This is a genomic window from Mucilaginibacter sp. (genome assembly GCF_036568825.1).
Lineage (GTDB): Bacteria > Bacteroidota > Bacteroidia > Sphingobacteriales > Sphingobacteriaceae > Mucilaginibacter.
The window spans coordinates 1-21,992 of the sequence record NZ_DATCRU010000048.1 but is presented as its reverse complement, the minus strand read 5'-3'; the positions used below and the strand labels follow the sequence as shown (position 1 = coordinate 21,992).

Genomic DNA, 21,992 nt, shown 5'->3' with positions numbered 1-21,992 from the left:
AAGTTCTTTAATTCTTCAATGATTTTTACATTTACAGACAGCATTGGGTTACAGATTTTGGTTTTAAGATTCGATACCTCAAAACTATAAATTCTGTAACCTTTGCTATTTTCTTAACTTAATGACATTGCTCGTAGAGGCTATCCTTCGCCGGAAAAATTTAACATCCTGGTTAGGGGTAACCTCTACGAGGCAAGTAACAACTCTTTCTAATTTCTACAAAGCGGTAGACCCTACGGGTCAATTCTGATCAGACTTTATTGGATTATTTTTTCGAAACTGGTCTGATAATCTGAACCGAAAGACTTTTTGTATTCAGTTATAAAATGATCGTAAACTTTCCGAGCCTGTTCAATACCTTTCTGTTTACGTAAACCTTTCAATTGATATTTGAGGGCGGTGTCATTAAAAGGATCAATGTCTAATATTAGCTTAGCAAGGTCAGGCACAAGGCGCAAATCTCCGGAATCATAATGCTTGATCAACACGGGCTGAATCATGGTGACCAGTTGCTCATCATAATTATTTTTAAAGTCGTCGAGCCATTGGTCAGACATATCCGCTAAAAGTGTACCTCTCGATATCAGGTTGAAATGTTCTAAAACCTTCCCGTCGTTATTACCCCACTGACTTTCTTTGATCAGCTCTGAAACGACAAAATAATCGCAGAATAACTCTTCTGAAAACTTGAACAGGTAATTATCATTCTGAAAGGTTAGCTCAATGCCGTTCAGATCGCTGATGATACTGCGCAAGTGATTGAAAGTTACTCCCTTGATGTTTTTTGTTTTGGCGACGTCTTTATCAGGCCATAGCAATGCGGATATCTTTTTTGAGGTGATACCAGTATAGCCATAGCTATTGACCAGTATCAGTATAAACAACTGTTTTATTTTAGGACTGAAGAGGTAGGTGATATCCCTGCCATTTTTATCATAAACGATAAATTCTCCGAGTAAATAAACGGCATTTTGTTTCTTTCCGGTGTCATGCTTCTCAATAGCAGGAGATAATGGTACAAATGGCATTTCGGGTTCAGGTAAAGCACCTGTGGGTTTTCTCCTGATAATGACAACCACGATCAAACCAAGGATAACTACTACGCCCAAACCCAGATAAAGTAGTAAATGGCTGCTGTTTCGCGGCGGAATTAGTGATTTTAAGTAAGCCGTATTGCTCACCGGCGGCGCTAAGAGCGAATAAATCTTAATGCTGGAATTAATCCGATCAGTAAATTCCTGTATAGTGCAGAAAAACTCGTTTGTTTTATGGTTAAAAAACAGGTTAATATCCGACTCTATCCTTTCGGAAGTGACTGGTATTGGCGCACTTACTACTTCGTAGGAGCCATCCTGCAGAGAGAATTTGTATAAGCGAATTTCAGTCTTCGCAATCTCGTGCGGATAGCATAAGGCATAGAAATATTTTTTATCGGGCGAGAGGATCAGGTTATTCGCCGGTACAAATACCTCTTTGTTTTGAGTATGGATACTCCATGCTTTTTTTATGGTGTGGGTTTTCAGATTGATGCGATACAGGTCATAAAACTGCTTGCCGCCTACTATCTGGTTGCCTGATTCGTTGCCATAACCGCCAAACAGCAATATTTCATCGGGGTTATCAGAGCTGCCGGTAGCTGCAAAAAAGCGCGGCGTTATATTATCCCCTTTGAAAGGAACTTCCACCCAATTGTCCTTCCCGGCATCGTATTTCAAAAACTTGTTGTAGTATTTATACCCGCCATAACCGCCAAACAGATAAATGGTATCCTGCTGCAGGTTATAAAACATGTTATGGTGATGGCGTTGCTGCGGTAATATGGTTTTGCCTATGGCCTCCCATTTGAGGCTGTCCTTGTCCATGTTCAGCGAGGCAACGCTGGGCATTCCTTTGGGAATATCAAACAGATCGTAGATATAGCATTTATTCTCGCGTGCATTATAGATGCTTTTCCCAAGCACAATAGGTACAGGCAACTGATTTTGATAAGGCGCGGCAATAGCCTGCTTAGATTCAGAATCAAGCGTAATCAGTGAGTCCTTTTTGAAAATAAACAGGTTTTGATCGATGGTATTAAAGTTTAGCCCAACTACCTGTTTAAACGTATTCCTGTAAACCGGCTTCCAGAAATACGACTCATTGATCAGCCAAACCGGGTTGTCAACTGTTCCGGTAACCTCTCCTTCCTGGTCGTGAACTTCGGTTCCTTTCCATTCATCCAACGGGAAAACGTAAGTTCGTTTATCATCACCAACCGACAGGTTTTTGATGGCCATATTAGGCACTTCGGTGTAAAACTGGTTTTTACCGAATATCAGGTTACCTTCGGTCTGATCTTTAAGACCAAGCTCGTTTGCCTGGTAAAGTTTATTATCGATGTAGAGATTTACCTTATCGCCTTTCAGATCAAAATCCATCCGCACTCTTATCCATTTGCCTTTTTTAAGCATGGATTTATCAAGCGGTATCTGGATTTTATTGCTTTTCCTGTCGATATTAAAGTTCAAAAAGCCCGAACTGTTCATGTACAGGTAGCTGAGGCTGTATGAATTGTCCTTTTCTGCCAGATTAAGTACATATCCCAGGTGTGCGTTATCCCATAAGGAAAGATCAAAGTTGATGTAAAGATGGTCGTGAAACTCGGGCACATCATTACTGAACACACGCAGCGAAGTACGTTTGGTTAGCAGACTATCGTTTGAATTAAAAAGCAAGCCCTGTGCCTTGCTATCCAGGCAGTGGAAAGTAAAAAGGAGAGGAAAAATTGTTTTGTAGAGATGTTTAAATATAGCCTTATTAAATTTCAGCATCAATGTTAATACTTTTAACCGGCTCGCACACGCCGCCTTCACAAATTCAGCACTAAAATATGCTTTTTAAGCAAGTAATATTTACCTGTTTTTAAAATCGACTATCATAACCTGAAAATCAAGTTATTGAAGCCAACTAAACAAGTCAAGGTCTTTTTAATATCTATGACGCTCGGGCATATCATTTCGTTAAAAATATAAAGCTTATCTTTGGGGTATGTATAAAGGTCTGGCACGGTTAGTACTGGTATTATTTCTCCTCTCCGTTATTTACCCGGTGGGGTTAAGTGCATCCGGACTGCAAGGCCGCCAGCAGACTGATGAGAATGTACAATTTAAAACCTCAGAGCATCTTTCATCAACCGCAAAAATACTTTCGCACACAAACACAATTGATTTTACTACCTACGGCAAGATAAAACCATTGTGGACCGGCGACATGAATACCTCAGGGGAGGATATTACTATCACTTGCCAAACCCTGTTTGTACAGAATAGCAGGGCCGTTATTCATCGCCAGCAACTATTTAAGCGACTCCTGTTCCCTTTTCATTTTTTTGGTTAAAAGTCTGCGCACACTTTAAAACGATGTCTCTCATCGTAAATCACAGAATTTTTTAACCATTAAATAGTAAACTCATGAACCATGTTTTAGAGAACGCCTTTATTGTGGCCGTTCTGTTAGCCGTTATATTAATACCTGTATCTATCATTATCATCAATTCAAGTAAGGCAAAAAAGAAAAGGATCAGCGACGAGCTTATAAAAGCTGAAAAAGAGCTGAAGCTAAATTTTCATCATATCGATCAACTGGACTCGTCTGTTATTGCCATGGATCAGGATAAGAAGGTCATCATTCAGATGGACCTGGAAAATTACAGCACCTGCCTGACCGATCTTAAAAATGTAATCAGCTGCAGTATAGAAGAGAAAAAAGATGGAAAGAATACGCTGCTCCTGTACCTCGTACTTCGCTATAGCGATCAGCAGGTGCCGCACTCCATTGTTTTATACAGGCAATATATCGACAAAGAATTGCACCTGAACAAGCTACGCAAAATAGCGTCGCAATGGGAAGTGATGATAAACAGGGCCATTTCTGCACCTTTGGAATTAATTCAATAAGCCAGATTATTATGATAAGATCAAAAATGATTTTGGCTTTTGTGGTTATCCTTTCAGTGGTGGCTTGCAAAAGAAGTAACAGCAACCGCTACCCGGCTAATGAAAAGTGTCATAATTTGAACTTATCTATCAGCCAGTTACATCCGCACGAAAGGGTGGCACTGCTTTACGATACCCGTTTAGTATTACGGCACAGGGTCGATTCTGTGCATGACGTTGATCTTAGTAAGGATTTTTGCATTAAATACCGGGATAAAGGCACTTTACGGTTAGTTATCTGGGCAGATAAAAAAGCCCTTTTGGATACCAGCATTTTGGTTGAAAAACCAAGCCCTGGTTATAAACTGACCGTAAGCCGCAACCCTACTGTGGTGAATTTAAAGCCTGATATTTTAGCAGATAATCTCTAGGTTGATTTTGTCCCGGCAATCATTCAAATTGCCGGGACTTTTAATTATAGTCAATATTTGCCTTGTGGAATTGGCTCGGCAAGCATTGACTTATCATCGTTGTCAAAATAAGTACATAACATAGTTTGAGTGTTTACTTCCCAATGATGCACACCCGCATCTGCTGCCAGCTGGCAAAATGTGAGAAAGTCAGACTTGCCCTGCTGATGTTCACGTATAACGTGTTCTATTGTTGAGGCGGATGAAATGGGGTTTATTCTTTTCTCAGGATATATCTGAGGTGCTTCTGTTATGAAATTATTATCACCATAATAGATGGTGCGACCATCGGATACTATATATTCATACCTTATTAATCCTAATGCTTTGATCTCCTGCACATAATCTGGAAAATCGGCACCTGATTTTACTTTGCTGTGTACTGCTTTAATTTGCTCTACTGTAAACATGATCTTAACGTTTTAATGTATAGCAAATTTACCCCGGCTGCGGAGGCTGGTATTGTAAAAATCCGTTGATTTCATTTTTTAAGATGTAAGTCGCATATTGACTCACCCGGTCATCGCTGCGCTAGACCACCCTCCCTACCGAGCGCGGTAAAGAGGGGATTGTTATTTATTTTGAGACGAATTTTTCAAATATTGTTCGGGTGTAATACCGGTAAACTTCTTAAAGTCATGTATAAAGTGCGATTGGTCATAATAGCCTAGCAGTCGTTCATTTTGCATAACCATTGGCGACTGCATGGTGATCAATGCTGATTTCATGCGGATGATGGTAGCAAACTTTTTAGGACTTGTGCCTACTACCTGCCTGAAACGTTTTTCGAGCGGGCTTTTGCTGGTATAGAGTTTTTCGGCCAGGTCATCCATGCGGATCAGGCCATTGGTTAAATGTATTTGTTCAATAGCGGCTTTTACCAGTAAATCTGTTTTATGCGGCTGCAGACGAGAAAACAGGAATTGTTCAACCAGGCGCAAACGGTCTTCATCAGTGAGGGCGGCAGATAATTGTTCTTCAAGTATTGAAAGTTCTTCCCTGGCAACAAGGTTGTCCAATGATAAGCTTTCGTTATATAGTTCATGCAAAGGTTCTTTAAAAAAGGGAGCTGCTCCTGCCTCTTTAAATATGACCAGGACAGTACCTGTATTAGCAGTATTTTCGAAAATACGGTATGTGTTGAGTATGCCTGTGATGCCTGCCGTGGCGAGGCTGATAGCTGAGTTTTCCTGCTGATAAGCCAGTCTGCCACGATATTGAAAGCCCATTACCAGTGATGTGCCCGGCAGCACAGTATAAGTTTGTGCCAACCCGCTTTCTGAAACCATCAGCGATTGAATATACGGCTTTAGCGCATCGCAAGGGGTGAACTGTTTCATTGAGCATAAAGATAACTATAAACCTAATAGTCTTTAATAGCCTTATAATGTTCCATTTAACATTTATTAACATAAATTAACGCGTCGGCATTTTCAATCCTAATGGCTTAGTTATATCTTAGGGCACCCTAACAAAGCCTTATGAAACACAAAATTTTACTGTGCCTTATTTTTCTTGCTTTTTCTGCTTCTTTATTGGCCCAAAACAAATACTCTGTAAAAGGTGTGGTAAGTGATAGCGTTGAGCATGTAAAACTGCGTAACACTTCCGTGTCGGTTTTAAATGCCAAAGACTCTACGCTGGTAACTTATGCGCGCACCGGTGAGGATGGCTCGTTTGACATCGGCGGACTACATCCGGGAAAATTCATTGTTTTATTAGCCTATCCTGATTATGCAGATTATGTAGATAAATTCAGTCTTGATTCTACTAAGCAGAATTTTAATTTAGGCAACATCCATCTGCAGTTAAAATCGCGCCTGCTGCATGAAGTAATTATTAAAGGCTCCGCCGCCCAGATGAAAATAAAAGGTGATACAACCGAGTTTAATGCAGCTGCTTATGTCACACAGCCAAATGCGAAAGTGGAAGATCTATTGAAGCAGTTGCCGGGTATACAGGTAGATAAGGATGGTAAGATTACTGCTCAGGGCCAAACAGTAAACAAAGTACTGGTTGATGGAGAAGAGTTTTTTGGGGATGATCCGACCCTTGTCACCAAAAACATCCGTGCCGATATGGTTGATAAAGTACAGCTGTATGATAAAAAGAGTGATCAGGCAGCATTTACCGGTATAGATGACGGGAAGAAAGAAAAGACCCTGAACATTAAACTAAAGGCCGATAAAAAGAACGGCATGTTTGGAAAGGCCGAAGCAGGCGACGGGACAGAAAATATTTACCAGGCGCAGGTATTGTTCAATGCGTTTAAGGCTAAACAGAAGCTCTCTGTTTATGGCACCTTAGGGAATAATGGTAAGACCGGGCTTGGGTGGGAAGATAATCAGAAATATGGTTCGGGAAATGCTATTCAGTCGGACGATAGCGGGGTTGTTTTCTTTTTCGGGGGTAATGGGGATGATCTGGATTCGTTTGACGGCAGGTACAATGGACAAGGTTTACCAACTGCCCGCACTGGCGGTGTACACTATGATACTAAATGGAACGATGATAAAGAATCACTGAATACAAACTATAAAATAGGTTCGCTTACGGTTGATGGCAGTAATGCCAATATCACCCAAAACAACTTGCCGGATACGATCTTAAACAGCACTTCGAACGAGACGTTTCATAAGTATATGTTCAGGCAAAAGCTGGATGCTACCTATAATGTGAAGCTGGATACAAGCTCGAATCTTAAAATAGCGGTCGACGGCACTTCAAAGCACAGTAACACAGTGGAAACATTTACCGGTACGGAATTTAGGAATGATACCCTGGTAAACAGCAGCAGCAGGAAAATAACCAATGATGTAGATCAGAAAATATTTAATGCCAGTGCCCTTTATACGCATAAATTCAAAAAACCACGCCGCACACTTTCATTTAATATAGCAGAGGCATTTAACCAAAGTGAAGCTAAAGGGTACTTAAATTCAGAAGTTGATTTCAATAACCTGCCATTACCTGATACCTCCAGAGTTAACCAATATAAAACCAACAACCTGAAAAACTCAGCGCTGACTACCAACCTGACCTACAGCGAACCGCTTACCAAAACTTTGGCTATTACGTTCAATTATGGCCTCGGAGTAAATAATGCCACTGCCGACAGGAAGAGTTTTGATCAATCGAGCCCGGGCAATTATAATATGTTGAATGATACGTTCAGCAGCAACTACAAACTGAATAGCATCTCGAACCAGGGTGGCGCAATCTTCAACTTCAAAAAAGGAAAAACGATAATTAATTTCGGTACTAAAGTGGCTGACGTTAACCTTAAACAAACTGAAGCTTATACAGGCAGCACGCTGAACAGGGACTTTACTGACTGGATGCCGCAGGCAAGCTTTCAATACCGCTTTTCGCAGCAGAAATCATTTAACTTCAATTATACCGGGCGTACTACTTTGCCAACTATAGATCAGTTACAGCCTATACAAAATAACAATGACCAGTTAAATATCGTGGAGGGTAATCCGAATTTGAAGCCGTCATTTACCAACAATTTTAATATTTGGTATAATTCATTTAAAGTGGTGTCCAATGAGTATATCTATTTAAACGGAAACTATTCTTATACTACAAATCCCATTGTAAGCGATATTACTTATGCACCTAACGGGGGAAGTATCAGTCAATACGCAAACCTGCCAGGAAAACAGACTTCGAATTTTAATTTCTGGGGCAATTACGGTAAGAAGATAGAAAAGCTGGATTTTAATGTTTGGCTTGGTATGAATGGCAGCGGAAATACGTATTATAATATGGTGAATGACGTGCTTAACCGCACTCAGAGCTATTCTTTTAATCCACGGTTAGGTATTAATAAATACAAGGAGAAAAAGATCGAGATATATCTTTCCGGCGGTCCTACCTATACCATAAGCAGGTCATCACTACAGCCAAATACCAATAACAACGGTACAGGGTTCAACGCTGATGGTGGTTTCACTATTTACCTGCCGGGCAAGTTCCAGATAGGCTCAAACAACAGTTATGAGTATAGTCCGAAAACAGCATCTTTCGATAATGATTTTAGTAAAACCATCATCAATGCCTTCATTATTAAAACATTCCTGAAAAATGACAACCTGAAATTTACTATCTGGGGTAACGATTTGCTGAACCAGAATGTAGGCTTTAGCCGGACAGCCAATGCGAATATGATTGTACAAAACAGTTATACAACGATTAAACGATATGTGATGTTCACCATTGATTATGAGTTTACTAAAATGGCCGGAGGGACTGCTAAAAAATAAAAACATGAAAAACCTATCAATATTTGTTATCTGCCTTTTGTTATTGAGCAATAAGCTTTTTGCCCAGCATGCCCATTTTACTACTTCGGGCACTATTGAGTTTGAACGTAAAACAAATATGTATGCCATTATCCCAAAAATGTTTAATAAGGATAATGAGGCTTGGCTAAGTCCCCTATTTGATGCATATAAGAAGGCTCAGCCCCAGTTTAAGGTATCCAAGAGCGTTTTATCATTTGCTAATAATAAAACGCTCTTCACACCAGCCGAGGAGGAAATAGCGACCGGAGGAGGGTGGTTTGCCAACAGCCCGGTGGCCACTCAAAACAATACCATTTACAGTGATCTGGACACAAAGACGGGCGTTTTCCAAAAGAAGGTATTTGATGAGCTTTTTTTGGTGAAAGACAGTACCCGTAAAATAAAATGGAAAATAACCGATGAGACCCGTGAGATTGCCGGTTACAATTGCCGCAGGGCGAATGCCATTATGATGGATTCTATTTATGTAGTAGCATTTTACACGACGGACATCCCTGTATCAGGTGGTCCTGAATCGTTTAATGGTTTACCTGGAATGATACTGGAAGTTGCGCTGCCGCATGAAAATATTGCCTGGTTTGCTACTAAAGTAACCGATATGACGCTGGCTCCAAACGCAGTCGCTCCACCCAAAAAAGGCAAGCAGATGGAAGCGAAAGTTTTCCAGGACAAGATGAAGTCGACATTTAAAGACTGGGGATCGGAAGCGCCTTTTTATGCTAAGGTATTTGCGCTTTGACAAACAGACTTACGAAGTTTTAAAAACTTCGTAAGTCTGATACTGATCTAACAAATCTATTTCGCTGCAACAGCCGGTGCTGCCGGTAGTTGAGGGGTCTCAAAATGATATACACCTGAGCCAACGCTTATGCCGATATAACCATCCTGGTATGAGCCTACGGTCAAGCCTTTATCTGATGCTAATGATTTGCCTTCTTCTGTGATATCTTCAGCTTGTTTTACGGGCAGGAAGATATCGGCTTTGGTATTTGCAGGTATTTCGACCGTATAGTACATTTTTCCATCCTTTACTTCCCAGCCCGAGCTGACATCCCCGTAATAAGTTTGCAATTTAGCCGATGCGTTAGTGAAATTACCTCCCGGGTGCGGCATTATCTTGATGTGCTTATAGCCCGGGCCATCGGTGTAGGTATCCAGGCCTGTCATTACGCGATACATCCAGTCGCCAATGGCACCGTAAGCGTAATGGTTAAAAGAGTTCATGCTTACAGCCTCGAAGGTTTTATCGGGTTTGATGCCGTCCCAACGCTCCCATATGGTGGTTGCGCCCATCTTAACAGGATATAGCCATGACGGATACGTATCCTGCAATAACAGACGGTAAGCAATATTATCTTTTCCAAAACGGGTAAGCACATGACACAGGTAAGGTGTACCTAAAAAGCCTGTGGTAAGATGATCACCATAGGCATGGATGTTTTCTACCAATCGTGTTGCAGCCTGGTCACGTAATGACTCAGGCAGCATATCAAAATTTAGCGCAAGGGTATAGGCAGTTTGCGTACCAGATACCAGTCTGCCATTTGGCGTTACATATTCTTTAAAGAAAGCAGCTTTGATGCGTTTAAGCAATTCTGTGTAAGAAGCAACATCCTCCTGTTTATTCAGTACGGTTGCCGCATTGATAAGCAATTGGGTTGAATAAGCGTAAAAGCATTGCGCTATGAAAAATTTGTCGGTAATAGCCGAAGTCCCATCAGTATCATCGTCGCGACTGTAGAACAGCCAGTCGCCGAAGTGGAAGCCTGTGTTCCATAAGTCGTTTTTAGATTGATTTTTCATGTAATCAACCCAGGCCTTCATGCTGGCGTACTGGGTGGCAAGGATACGTTTATCGCCGTAAGCCAGGTACATGTTCCATGGAACGACTGTTGACACATCACCCCAGCCCGTGCTGCCTTGTGTAAAGCCCAAACAGTTAGGTACAACGAATGGCACTATACCGGCAGGCGACTGATCCGCAGCTACGTCGCGCAGCCATTTGGCGAAAAAGTCATTTACATTCATGTTGAAGGTGGCCGTGCGCGAGAACACTTGTGCATCGCCTGTCCAACCCAGACGCTCATCACGTTGCGGACAATCGGTAGGGACATCCAGGAAATTACCGCGCTGCCCCCATTGAATATTGTGTTGCAGCTGATTGATCAGAGGGTTGGAAGTAGTGAACGTACCCGTAGGTTTCATATCCGAATACAAGGCCACAGCAGTTACATCTTCCGGTTTGATCACATCGCCGGGATAGCCTTCTATACGTATAAATTGAAAGCCGTGAAAAGTAAAGTGCGGTTCAAAAACTTCTTCGTCTCCACCTTTTAAAATATACGTATCCTGCGCTTTGGCTGCACGTAGGTTTTCGGTATAGAAGTTCCCTAATTTATCCAGCACTTCGGCATGAGATACGGTGATCTTATCACCTGCCTTGCCTTTTACTTTCAGGACAACCCACCCTACCAAATTCTGCCCAAAATCGATCACTTGCTCATTCTTTGGTGTTTTGAAGATGCGGACAGGCTTAAAGGTCTCGTGCTTCTTCACCATTTCATTGTAAGTAGCGATCAGGATGTTTTTTGGATAATCCTGCACCTTAACTCCGCTCCATTTGGAGTCATCAAAACCAGTTTGCATCCAGCCGGGTTGATCTTTGTTGTGATCGATTGTTTCGCCATTATATATCTCGGAATACAGCACCTCGCCGGTTGAGGACTTCCAGCTATCATCTGATGAAATTATTCCTGTTGATCCGTCTTCATAGGTAATTTCCACTTGCATCAGCAAAGCAATATCACTTCCATAAACATTCTTACGGTTACTGTAACCGATAATGCCCCGATACCAGCCATTACCCAGCATAACGCCGATAGCATTCTGGCCTTCTTTCAGCAAATCGGTAACATCGTAGGTTTGATATTGTAGACGGTTTTTATAGCTTGTCCATCCGGGAGTAAGATAAGCATCGCCCACGCGTTTGCCATTGATATTGGCTTCATACATGCCATGTGCAGTAATATAGGCCACGGCCGATCTGATCTTTTTATCAACAGCAAATTGTTTGCGCATCAACGGACTTGGTCGCATGGTAGTATCTTCCTGGTAACCGGGTGTAATCCATTGTGCTTTCCAGTCTGACTCATGAAACAATGCGGTTTGCCACCAAGCCGGCGCACTCCAACCTGAAGATTTGCCCGAGTTGTCCCACACCTGCACGCGCCAGAAATATTTTTTGCCGGACTGCAGTGGCTGACCTTTATAAGTGACAAATACTGATGAATCAGACTTTATTTTTCCCGAATCCCATACATGGCCGCCGAAATTTGCCTTTTCGCTCACTTCTATTCTGTAGGCGGTTTGCATTTCGTTGCGTTTATCGCTTACCAGTTTCCAGCTAAAACGGGGTGTGGTAACATCCATGCCTAAGGGGTTGGTGCGATTTTCGCATAAAAGGCCGTCAACTTTTACCTGGGCCAAACACAGGGACGCAACTATTTGCAGGGCAAATAATGAGAAGAGGAATTTCATATAATTTTATTACTTAGGTGTCAAACGCAATGCAGATATTGCGTTGATACCAAATCTAATGAAAACGGATTGGATTAACTGTCCTGAACTGTCTGGCTGGATATTTTTACAAAAGCAATTTAAATAGAAGGTTTTAACGAATTACATCCAACAAACGAAGCAACTCTTTATCACTTATGTCTTCCTGCTCAGATTTGTCGTAAATAGATAGTAAGAAAATTGAATTCTCTGTAATTGTCACATAGGTTATTACCCTGGCACCGCCAGATTTTCCTTTGCCCTTTGAGGCTATACTTATTCTTATCTTGTAGCAGCCATTCCCTATAGAGACGCCTTGAGTCGGGTCTATTTTGAGGGAGGTAATTAATTCAGAAAATTCAGATCTAAGTGAAGGATATTTTTTGATGAGGCGTTTTAACTGCTTATCGAAATAAGCAATTGTAAAGACACTATAGCTCATTTAACAAATCTTCAGCCGGACGACCTTTTAGTGTGCCTGATTTTATTTGCCCTGCATGTTTGAATGCCCTTTTTATTTCGTGGATTTCTTCTAATAATTGTGCATCAGGGCCAGACAAAGTTTTGGCTTTCAAGAAAGAATAATCCTTTAGCATTTCAATGAAAGCAGCAGCCTTAGTATCTTCTATTTCAATTAGTAATTTCATTTCTTGCCTTTACACAAATTTACTATTCTTTACTGAAAATTAAGACAAATTTATGCAGCTTCCTTATTCCCTCTTTTCTGAAAACTATAAATAAGATAAATCAATGCCGGCAGAATAAACACACTGCCAATTAACAAGGCCAAAGCTAGCGCTTCGATGGTTTTATCCGTCCCTTTATTTTCGAGCAGTGACAGATACCCGCCGTTTTTGAGGATAACGATATTTGGATAGTGTTTGTAAGTAGTGGTCAGCAATATCATAGTGATCTGGAAACCTGCTAGCAGGCGCAGGCTTTTTGATCTACCTTTGTAGATCAGGTACCATAATATGATCAGGGAAATAGTAGCTGCCGAAACTGCAGTAATACCTACCGCATTGCCAAACACCCATTGCACCAAAGGAATGCCATCAGATATGGCCGATACAAAAACCATTCCGCCTGAGATCACTGCGGCAACGTTCATCTGCACCGCTTTGCGGACATATCTTTTGCGCTCTATCTCATCATGTTTAGCCTCCCCTATAAGGAAGATCGCGGCGATAAATCCGCATAAAGAGGCTGTAAACAGTCCGATACTAACCGAGAACCAATTGAGCCAGCTGAATATATAAGCCGATAAAAAGGTGTCCGCATGAGGATCGATCCTTCCGGAAACCGCACTACCGGCAATAATGCCCAGGAACAAAGGCGTAATAAAGCTGGAGTAAACGAATATCTTATTATATACTTTTTGAAAGTTATCGGTTACCGCATCGTAATTACGGAAAGCAAAGGCTGTTCCCCTGGCTATAATTCCTAATAACATTACTACTAATGGGATATGCAAGTGTACGGACATGGTGGCATAAATACCGGGGAAGCCAACGAAAAGAATCACAATAGCAATAATGAGCCACATGTGATTGGCTTCCCATACCGGGCCAATGGCCTGATAACTTATCCGTCGGGTTCTTGCTTTATTATCCTCGGTTGTAAAAAGCTCGATGATGCCCGCGCCAAAATCGGCCCCGCCAAGCAGCAGGTATAGCAGAAGCGCTACCCATAAATAGATTATTACTACGTAGATCATTTCTTTGTTTGGTTGTAGTGGTTGTAAAGGTTGTAGTTGTTATAAAGGTTTGGTTTTTTTAGTGACAAGTGGTCAATTAACTTCTTCAACCACTACAACCTTTACAACTTCTTCAACTAAAATTAAACATCATATAACCTCGGCACCATCTTAATCTGCCTGTATAGCATAAAAACTACCATAACACTCAGCGACAAATACACCGCTGTGAACAGATAGAATGAATAATTAATACCCGGCATAGGCGTAACAGCCTCAGACGTGCGCATAACGCCTTGTATGATCCATGGCTGGCGGCCGACCTCAGTTACTGTCCAGCCGGCTTCTACCGCTATAAACCCTATCGGTGTTGCCCAGGCGAACAGTTTGAGGAACCATGCTTTGCTGAACCATTTTTTCATTTTTAGCAATGCAATAAAATATAGCACAGCAATGCCCATCATCAGTACCCCTAATCCCACCATTATTTGAAAAGCATAATGTGTGATGGCTATTGGAGGTTGATCTTCTTTTGGTATCTGATCAAGGCCTTTTACCTCTGCATTGAAATCCTCATAGGTCATGAAGCTTAACATTCCGGGGAGTTTAATGGCGTAATTTACCTGTTTAGTTAGCGTATCAGGTATGCCACCAATAATCAAAGGTGAAAACTTTTCCGTTTTGAAATGCGCTTCCATTGCCGCCAGTTTAGCTGGTTGGCGCTTAGCTACATTTTTAGCAGAAATGTCACCGCTTAAAGGTTGCAGAATAGCTGCTACTGCGCCAAACACAATAGCGATACGAAATGACATGTAATGAAACTTCACATTCTTTTTGCGAATGATCATCACCGCATGCACGCCCGCTACAGCAAAACCGGTAGCGGCAAAAGCAGCTATAGACATATGCAATGCCTGCTGAAACCAGGCGGCGTTAAACATGGCCTTCATGGGGTCGATGTTCAGGTATTGACCGTTGACAAAATCAAATCCTGAAGGGCTGTTCATCCAGCTATTGGCAGCAACTACCAATATGCCCGAAACAATACCACTAATACCTACGACCACCCCTGTAATCCAATGAAACCAGGGATTGAACCGCTCCCATCCATAAAGGAAAAATCCTAGTGCAATAGCTTCGATAAAAAATGCTGTTCCTTCCAGCGAAAATGGCATACCGAATATTGGTCCGGCGTGTTTCATAAAGGTTGGCCAGAGCAAACCTAATTCAAATGATAAAACTGTTCCTGAAACTGCACCTGTGGCAAAAAATATAGCCACGCCTTTGCTCCAGGCCTTGGTGATATTCTTATAAACCGGGTCTTTGGTTTTGAGCCAGTAAAAATGAGCGATCGCCATAAAAAACGGCATCACCATCCCGATGCATGAAAATATAATGTGGAACCCTAAAGATAATGCCATCTGAGACCTGGCGGCTATAAAATCATCCATAGTGTGTGACGATTAATCTGCAAAAAATTTAAGCGTACTCTGCAAAAAATTTGTTACACCAAAGGTAAGCGACAATAGTAAAAGAGATATTAACCGTAATGTGCAAATCGCAATTTATTTCGAATATAAATTAGTTGATTGGGTTGATCAAGTGGGGATTATTTCGTAAAAAGGTTGTACGTTTTACGTAGGATATTATACGTTTTTATTTAGTGAATGGTGAATAGTGAATCAGGCACGTAGAACCTAAAACGTATTACGTATAACCAATATGCTATTGATATTAATCAACTTTAGCGAGGGTAACAGTATTAGAATTAAGGTATTGGCGCAGGGTAACCAGGCGGTCGGTATTGATCAGGTCAACACCGCACTTTAGCAATTCGTCCCAAACTGCTTTCTTTTCAGGAGAGGCCCATAAGCGAACCTTTTCACCCATGCGATGGGCCATAATAACGAAAGCGCATAGCCTGTTTCGTTCAGCCTCAGGAAAACTGCCTTTGCCATCCCATTTCAGCATTCTTGAATATTTGCAGCTGGCCATGGTGAACATATTGGAGGTGGTATCGCGCGATACCTTACGAAGATCCTCGTCAATAAAAGCAAGACGGTCTTTTTCGCTGCCTATCATATCATAAGGTTTATGGCCTGATAAAACAACTGTCACTGCACCGTACACAACCTTACCATTTTCCAAATGAGTCAATATCGAACTATATTTTTCCAGTAATGGCTTTAATGCTTCATATGTATCGTTGGAATTGGTTTTTATGTCGATCATCAGGATCACCGGCTTATTATAATTTTCATAAACCTTTCCGTTATTCTGAGCTATTCTTTCGGACAGTGGTTTGAAGTATAGATTCTCCAACGTGCGTTTTCCCTTAAAGTATGGGAATACGTGAGCAACGATCAGCTTATTATTCTTTAAAAATATATCCGCCTCGATGTTGGTAAAGCCATTCTCCAATGCGTCGAACAAAGGGTGTTTATGCCTGTAATCGTTATGCGCGAAACCGTTTAGAAGCGGGGTGGATTGTGCCTTACAGTAAAACTGGGTAAAAATGAGCGAGACAAAAAGGAGCGTTTTAACGCAGCGAGTGATCGTAATTGTCAATTTCATCTTTAAAGTCCGGGGTTAAACTTTACAACACAAGAGTAGCAGATTATTATATGCATATCGTGAAATCAACATTAATAAATCCTTAAAACTGATGTACTTAATATTAAATTATTGTCAGCAGGTTATAATTCAATTAGAATGTTATACGACATGAAAATCATGAGGTTAGATGATTTTGAAATTAAACTTTTGGGTAAAAAAGTCAGGAGGCTTTTTCGATTATTCTTCGGTATGAGTAGTTTCTTTATGGATCACTTTCTTTTCGATGCGCCTGTCGGGGATAAACCAGACACAGGCGACCAGCACATATAATGCACAGCTAACTTGTGGATACCAAAATGCAGAAATTACGCCAGTAATATAGATAACGATAGAGAGTTTTCCTTTCCAGTCCCTCCCCAAAGCTTGCGCCAGTTCGGAATTTTTACCACAATGGCTTGCCAGTATATAGGCCAGCAATAGGTAGGCGGCTCCGCACATCATCAATAATAATCCGTAAACGGCTACCGGCATGGCAGCAAAGTGATTATTAGCCATCCATTCGGTACCAAAAGGAATAAGCGACAGCCAGAACAGCAGGTTCAGGTTGGCCCACAATACGCCGCCGGTGATGGAGTTCACCAGGTAAAGCATATGGTGATGATTGTTCCAGTAGATGCCTATATACGTAAAGCTCAAAACATAGCTTAAAAAGAAAGGTAAAATTGGGAAAAGTGACTTCAGGTCGCTGCCATGCTCAGGAACTTTTAATTCGAGCACCATGATTGTGATGATGATAGCGATAACTCCATCGCTGAAAGCTTCCAGGCGTCCTTTTTTCATTGGCTGTTGTTATGATGACTAATATAGCTATTTAAAGGGATGTAGCGGTAAATGAAAACTTTTGGCCGCTCAATTGCCGCTGGGCTTCTTTTACTTTTTTCTTGATAAAAAAGTAACAAAAAATCAAGTCAATCCGCTAGCTAGCGGACTTCTTTTCGCTTTTAGCCTTTACGCTGCAAATCGATCAAAACCATCCCGATAATTATCGGGACAATACTTTGCCCGACTATCGTTCCCACCAAGCCCGCACTTCAGCAAAGTTTGCTAATGCCCTTTCCACTTCACAGCCCAACATTGTTTTGATTGATTTCGCCCGAAGCTGGTCTGTTGACGGGGTTCATTTAGTGTTTTTTTGGTTTTGTTAAATGAATCATAATAAAGTAAACATCAATTGCCTGATTACAAAACCTATTGCAATTCGTGTTATAACACGTAACTTTATTTTATGGAAAAGATAGAAATACTGGTAGTGGGCCGCAACCCTGAAATTGTGCAAACGGTGGTTCGGTTAATCAATAATAATCCAGCTTGGAACGCCACAGCTGCTCTTACCGACCTGGATGCTATTTCTCTTTTCCAAAGCCGGCCTTTTACCCTGGCGCTTTTTGGAGGGGGCATTGAACCGGATTCTGATACAATGCTCCGCAAGGCGTTTGCCGCGCATAACCCACAGATCATCATTATACAGCATTATGGTGGAGGTAGCGGATTGCTGGCTACGGAGATCAATATGGCGCTGATGTAATTTTAATGTCCACCACCGCCCGAACATCCGCTGGAACAACCACCGGAACAGCCATGACCGCCTGAGCATCCATGACCACCGGAGCAACCATGTCCTCCATGATGACCACCACCATCACATCCTCCTCCGGTTGAGCAACCAGACTGATCGCCACCTCCTTTGTTATTTAGAGCTAAGTAAATCGCAGCGAAAACTGCAATAATAGCCAGCACGATTTCAGAATTAGAGCCAAATGAAGCCTGTACAAAAAGGAAATGTGTAACTATTAATGAAAAGATAATTGCTATGAATTTGATTTTTGACTTCCTTATCAGCCAATATTTATTTTTATTAACCCGTTGAAAGTTCACATCGGTAAAACGTATTTGATTATTCTGCCAAATATCGGCCGGTGGGTCCATTTCAAATACTGTCTTATATAGCAGATGCGTTAACGTATAATAATCGTTAAATTTTGACGCTTCAGCTGTGCCACCCAGTGTCGGGTTATGATGTAATTCCCGGTGTAAAGTGTCCCCGCAAAGGCGAACCCAATAGGATTGGGTATAAGTTAAGTGCAAATGCCAGGCCTGATCAACCGGATCTGAAGGTGTAACGCCTGTGGGCGATATACAACAAAGAAAAATAAACCTTTTATATTCTTTTAAAACTCTCTCGGTATAAAGCAATGTCCAGCCATTTTCACGGCTCAGCCTGTCCGAAAATTTGAAATCAACTGATGGTTCATCGAGTTGAAAATCCTGTATCTTATGCCAAAGCACCTTTTGCAATGGATCCATTGTGATTAGTTTAAGTTGTAGAAAGATACGTATAGTTTTAAATTCTACAATAATACCAGGATGCTTTTAAGGATTGAAGACTAATAATATTTAAAGGCAAACCGCCAACTGAAAGCTGCCAACTATAATTTAGCTCCAAAAAATTTCTGTCGATGCTACTAAACTAAGCAGCTCCAGTTTAGGTTCAACTTCCAAGCCGCTGGCCCAGAGCTCATCACCGAATTTTTCGAATGATTTTAAAGACGTTAACAAATGATGATCTTCTTCCGTCTCAAATTGATCAAAGTGCATAAATGTTTTGCCATCAGGTAGCAACCAGCAGCCATATTTGATTCCGGGATGGTTGAGTTCTTTTAACTCCTGCACAATGGCGGCAATATTCGCCTGGTTTATTGGTGCGAATTCCAAGGTGGTGGTGTATTGTACTCTTACTATTTTCATGAAGTTAGTATGCTTTTACGCTAATAAAGGTAGCGTATCCATCACAATTTTGATACTCGCAAACGAGACATCTTGCGGGGTGTTTTGCGACAGGCTTGAAAGGGAGGTTTTTAATTTGAAAAGACAAAAGCTTTGATTTATTCATTGTTTTTACTTAGCTTTAATTACGCCCTTAATTGCTGATTATAAGCATCTTCCGAACCTACTATATTATCCTACTGCGGTAATTTCCGGCTATTAAACCGAACGAAGATAACAGCCCTATAGACTACCTTATTAACCTATTTCTTTAAACTATTAAATTAAACCGCAATGAAAAGAATTCCCCTTTCTCTTCTTATCGCACTGGCAGTCCTGTTTATATTTTCAGTTGACAAAGCCAGTGCCCAGGACAAAGCCATTCATCAAAAAGACATGATTGGCGATAACTCGACCGCTGATCAGGACGATATGGCCGTTGCCAATTTTACTAACTGGCTGGTAGGCGGCGACGCTGATAAAGCTGCAACATTATTAGCACCTGATTTTAAAGCCTATGGCCCTGCCCCTTCCGATTCGGGGAACACCGAGCAACTGGTAAAAGGCTGGAAGGAAAATTATAAAACACAATCAGACCGTAAAGTGAACTTCGTTTTGGAATCGTTCCATGTTAAATCAGGCGATTACATGGGAAACTGGGTGGCTGTTTGGGGCGACTATACCTTTACCTCGATGGGCAAAACAGTAAAATTCCCTTACCACTGTGTTTACAAAGTAACCAAAGGCAAGATCAATTCCAGCCGCATATATTTCGACAATCTGTATATCGTTCAACAATTGGGCTACAAAGTTACCCCGCCAGCGGGCAGCAATTAATGGCTTGTGCATACCATTCCGGGCTGTTTACAAAAAAGCCTGCTATGTAAAAAGGGCAGGCTTTTTTTGCAAAAACGCATTTGATAAACCTCTCCCTCAATTAAACCTGAGCAACTCCACCATCCACAAACAACTCGGTGCCGGTAACGTAGCTTGAATCTGCCGATGCTAGGAATAAAGCAGCTGAGGCAATTTCTTCAGATGTGCCGAAACGGCCCATTGGGATCTGCTGTGTCAGTGCGTCCCTCACCTCTTGTGGCACACCGTCAAATGTGGCTGTGTCTATAGAGCCCGGACTTAACACATTTACGCGTATGTTTCTTGATTTTAATTCCATTGTCCATGTGCGGGCCAGTGAGCGGATAGCTGCTTTACTGGCACTGTAAACGCTCATACCGGGGATAGCTTTTACACCAGCAATAGAACCCGTCATGATAATAGACCCGCCGTCGACCAACAATGGAAGCGCTTTCTGAACAGTGAAGATGGTTCCTTTTACATTTACGTCGAAGGTTTTGGCGTAGACTTCTTCGGTTACGTTGCCCAGCATTACACCAAAATCGCCTACACCGGCGCTAGCATAAAGAACATCGATATGGCCTTTTTCTTTTTTTACGGTTTCGATGATACGGTCAAGGTCGGCCAGGTTGCCCGAGTCGCCGCGGATGCCGGTAACGTTGCGACCTATTTCGGCTACGGCTTTGTCCAGCAATTCCTGGCGCCTGCCTGTTATAAATACATAAGCGCCTTCTTCTACAAATAATTTGGCGGTGGCCAGGGCCATCCCGCTGGTTGCGCCGGTTATTACGGCTACTTTATTTTCTAATTTACGTGACATGATATTTTTTGCTTTTGTTATAAAGCAAAATTGGCTACAAAAGGCCTCCCAAAACGATGAGGTATGTCAAGAAAGCAATTGACAAATGTCAATGCTTTTTGTTTCGCAGGCGGCTTAATGTTTCCGGTTTGATGCCGAGGTACGAGGCGATCATTGACTGCGGCGCCCTTAACGCGAAACCGGGATAGCGCTGCACAAAGATGTTGTATTTTTCTTCGGCCGTGCTGCTTATGGCTTCGTGAATACGCGTTTGGGAGGTGATAAAGCTTTTGTCGAGCACACCGGTTATCATTTTGCCAAAGGCGGGGATGCTGTCCGTAAGCATCTCCATTGTGGGTTTGTCAAACAGCAACACTTCCGAATCTTCAATGGCATCAATGTTGAACCTGCTGGGTTGTTCGGTCAGCAAACTTTCGCGGTCGCTGATCCACCAGTTTTCCATAGCGAAACGCATCACGTGTTCATTACCCTTTTCGTCAACCGAATAGGTGCGCAGCAGACCTTTGGTAATGAAACAGTGATAGCGGCAAACATCGCCTTCCTGCAGCAGGTATTGGTGTTTGCGCAGTTTCTTGGGGCGAACGGCGGCTTCCAGCGCGGCAAAGTCAGCTTCGTTGAGTTGGGTGTGCCGGGTTACATAATCTTTGAAAACTTCAAAACCTGTGGGCATAGGTTGTAAAGCTAAGAATAATTTGATGGTGAAAGGTGGTCATTAGAAGATTGAGTACTAATGACTAATGACCAGTGACTAATGACAAGTATACAAAACAAGAAAGCCTCGTTCTTTTGAAACGAGGCTTCTGTAAAAAGGGGCACCGACCTACTCTCCCACGTATTACCGCAGTACCATCGGCTCTGGCGGGCTTAACTTCTCTGTTCGGAATGGGAAGAGGTGGACACCGCCGATATAGGCACCTGAATTTCTTTTTGGTTCATTGGTTGATTTGTTCATTAGTTCATTGGTATGAGCATGATGGCAAATCTTCCTTGACC

The 21,992-nt window shown here is 41.9% G+C and carries 21 protein-coding genes and 1 rRNA gene; 7 read left to right on the top strand and 15 right to left on the bottom strand.

From position 1 onward, the window contains the following. Positions 1-257: 257 nt before the first annotated feature. Complete coding sequence (locus VIM89_RS09755) at positions 258-2,810, bottom strand: Kelch repeat-containing protein (protein ID WP_488155969.1); 2,553 nt, start codon at positions 2,808-2,810, stop codon at positions 258-260. 217 nt (positions 2,811-3,027) lie between these two features. Between VIM89_RS09755 and VIM89_RS09750 the strand changes: the two genes are divergently transcribed. From VIM89_RS09750 to VIM89_RS09740, 3 genes are all read left to right on the top strand, one after another. Beyond that, positions 3,028-3,375, top strand: coding sequence for a hypothetical protein (locus VIM89_RS09750; RefSeq protein ID WP_488155968.1), 348 nt, complete (start codon positions 3,028-3,030; stop codon positions 3,373-3,375). 74 nt (positions 3,376-3,449) lie between these two features. Continuing rightward, entirely contained in the window at positions 3,450-3,935 is a 486-nt protein-coding gene (locus VIM89_RS09745; RefSeq protein WP_488155967.1) for a hypothetical protein, read from the top strand. Between the two features lie 11 nt (positions 3,936-3,946). Continuing rightward, positions 3,947-4,345 (top strand): hypothetical protein, encoded by a 399-nt coding sequence (locus VIM89_RS09740; protein WP_488155966.1) that lies wholly within the window; start codon positions 3,947-3,949, stop codon positions 4,343-4,345. 50 nt (positions 4,346-4,395) lie between these two features. Here the strand turns inward: VIM89_RS09740 and VIM89_RS09735 are convergent, their stop codons facing one another. Together VIM89_RS09735 and VIM89_RS09730 are read right to left on the bottom strand one after the other, a co-directional pair. After that, a complete protein-coding gene (locus VIM89_RS09735; RefSeq protein ID WP_488155965.1) occupies positions 4,396-4,794 on the bottom strand; it encodes a DUF1398 domain-containing protein in 399 nt (132 codons plus the stop codon). Positions 4,795-4,956: 162 nt separating this feature from the next. Further along, on the bottom strand, positions 4,957-5,724 hold the full coding sequence (locus tag VIM89_RS09730) for a helix-turn-helix domain-containing protein (RefSeq protein WP_488155964.1): 768 nt from the start codon (positions 5,722-5,724) through the stop codon (positions 4,957-4,959). Positions 5,725-5,865: 141 nt separating this feature from the next. On the opposite strand from VIM89_RS09730, the gene VIM89_RS09725 reads away from it, so the two are divergent. Together VIM89_RS09725 and VIM89_RS09720 are read left to right on the top strand one after the other, a co-directional pair. Next, entirely contained in the window at positions 5,866-8,652 is a 2,787-nt protein-coding gene (locus VIM89_RS09725) for an outer membrane beta-barrel protein (protein ID WP_488155963.1), read from the top strand. 4 nt (positions 8,653-8,656) lie between these two features. Then, positions 8,657-9,433, top strand: coding sequence for a GLPGLI family protein (locus VIM89_RS09720; protein WP_488155962.1), 777 nt, complete (start codon positions 8,657-8,659; stop codon positions 9,431-9,433). Between the two features lie 56 nt (positions 9,434-9,489). Here VIM89_RS09720 and VIM89_RS09715 read toward each other — a convergent pair whose 3' ends face one another. The 7 genes from VIM89_RS09715 to VIM89_RS09685 all read right to left on the bottom strand — a co-directional run bounded on the left by VIM89_RS09715 (position 9,490) and on the right by VIM89_RS09685 (position 17,341). After that, a complete protein-coding gene (locus VIM89_RS09715; RefSeq protein ID WP_488155961.1) occupies positions 9,490-12,231 on the bottom strand; it encodes a family 78 glycoside hydrolase catalytic domain in 2,742 nt (913 codons plus the stop codon). A gap of 133 nt (positions 12,232-12,364) precedes the next feature. Then, positions 12,365-12,691, bottom strand: a complete 327-nt coding sequence (locus tag VIM89_RS09710; RefSeq protein ID WP_488155960.1) for a type II toxin-antitoxin system RelE/ParE family toxin — start codon at positions 12,689-12,691, stop codon at positions 12,365-12,367. Next, positions 12,681-12,896 (bottom strand): hypothetical protein, encoded by a 216-nt coding sequence (locus VIM89_RS09705; protein ID WP_488155959.1) that lies wholly within the window; start codon positions 12,894-12,896, stop codon positions 12,681-12,683. The genes VIM89_RS09710 and VIM89_RS09705 overlap by 11 nt, the downstream gene beginning before the upstream one ends. 50 nt (positions 12,897-12,946) lie before the next feature. Then, positions 12,947-13,966 (bottom strand): cytochrome d ubiquinol oxidase subunit II, encoded by a 1,020-nt coding sequence (locus VIM89_RS09700; RefSeq protein ID WP_488155958.1) that lies wholly within the window; start codon positions 13,964-13,966, stop codon positions 12,947-12,949. Between the two features lie 122 nt (positions 13,967-14,088). Then, the gene (locus VIM89_RS09695) at positions 14,089-15,396 is read right to left on the bottom strand and encodes a cytochrome ubiquinol oxidase subunit I (protein WP_488155957.1); all 1,308 of its coding nucleotides are present in this window, start codon (positions 15,394-15,396) and stop codon (positions 14,089-14,091) included. A 283-nt stretch (positions 15,397-15,679) separates the two neighbouring features. After that, on the bottom strand, positions 15,680-16,519 hold the full coding sequence (locus VIM89_RS09690; protein WP_488155956.1) for a phosphatidylinositol-specific phospholipase C/glycerophosphodiester phosphodiesterase family protein: 840 nt from the start codon (positions 16,517-16,519) through the stop codon (positions 15,680-15,682). Positions 16,520-16,738: 219 nt separating this feature from the next. Next, complete coding sequence (locus VIM89_RS09685) at positions 16,739-17,341, bottom strand: TMEM175 family protein (RefSeq protein WP_488155955.1); 603 nt, start codon at positions 17,339-17,341, stop codon at positions 16,739-16,741. A gap of 445 nt (positions 17,342-17,786) precedes the next feature. On the opposite strand from VIM89_RS09685, the gene VIM89_RS09680 reads away from it, so the two are divergent. Next, the gene (locus tag VIM89_RS09680; protein ID WP_488155954.1) at positions 17,787-18,086 is read left to right on the top strand and encodes a hypothetical protein; all 300 of its coding nucleotides are present in this window, start codon (positions 17,787-17,789) and stop codon (positions 18,084-18,086) included. Between the two features lie 2 nt (positions 18,087-18,088). Here the strand turns inward: VIM89_RS09680 and VIM89_RS09675 are convergent, their stop codons facing one another. Next, positions 18,089-18,865 (bottom strand): glycine-rich domain-containing protein, encoded by a 777-nt coding sequence (locus tag VIM89_RS09675; protein WP_488155953.1) that lies wholly within the window; start codon positions 18,863-18,865, stop codon positions 18,089-18,091. A 129-nt stretch (positions 18,866-18,994) separates the two neighbouring features. Continuing rightward, positions 18,995-19,306 carry a hypothetical protein gene (locus tag VIM89_RS09670; protein WP_488155952.1) on the bottom strand — a complete coding sequence of 104 codons (312 nt, stop codon included), beginning with the start codon at positions 19,304-19,306 and terminating at the stop codon, positions 18,995-18,997. Positions 19,307-19,618: 312 nt separating this feature from the next. Here VIM89_RS09670 and VIM89_RS09665 point away from each other — a divergent pair, with 312 nt between their 5' ends. Further along, complete coding sequence (locus tag VIM89_RS09665; RefSeq protein WP_488155951.1) at positions 19,619-20,161, top strand: nuclear transport factor 2 family protein; 543 nt, start codon at positions 19,619-19,621, stop codon at positions 20,159-20,161. Positions 20,162-20,261: 100 nt separating this feature from the next. On the opposite strand, the gene VIM89_RS09660 is transcribed toward VIM89_RS09665, so the two are convergent. The 3 genes from VIM89_RS09660 to rrf all read right to left on the bottom strand — a co-directional run bounded on the left by VIM89_RS09660 (position 20,262) and on the right by rrf (position 21,918). After that, positions 20,262-20,999: an SDR family oxidoreductase gene (locus VIM89_RS09660; protein WP_488155950.1), complete on the bottom strand. Its 738-nt coding sequence runs from the start codon at positions 20,997-20,999 to the stop codon at positions 20,262-20,264. 88 nt (positions 21,000-21,087) lie between these two features. Beyond that, positions 21,088-21,669, bottom strand: a complete 582-nt coding sequence (locus VIM89_RS09655; protein ID WP_488155949.1) for a Crp/Fnr family transcriptional regulator — start codon at positions 21,667-21,669, stop codon at positions 21,088-21,090. Between the two features lie 137 nt (positions 21,670-21,806). Then, positions 21,807-21,918, bottom strand: a 5S ribosomal RNA gene (gene rrf / locus VIM89_RS09650). Between the last annotated feature and the right edge of the window lie 74 nt (positions 21,919-21,992).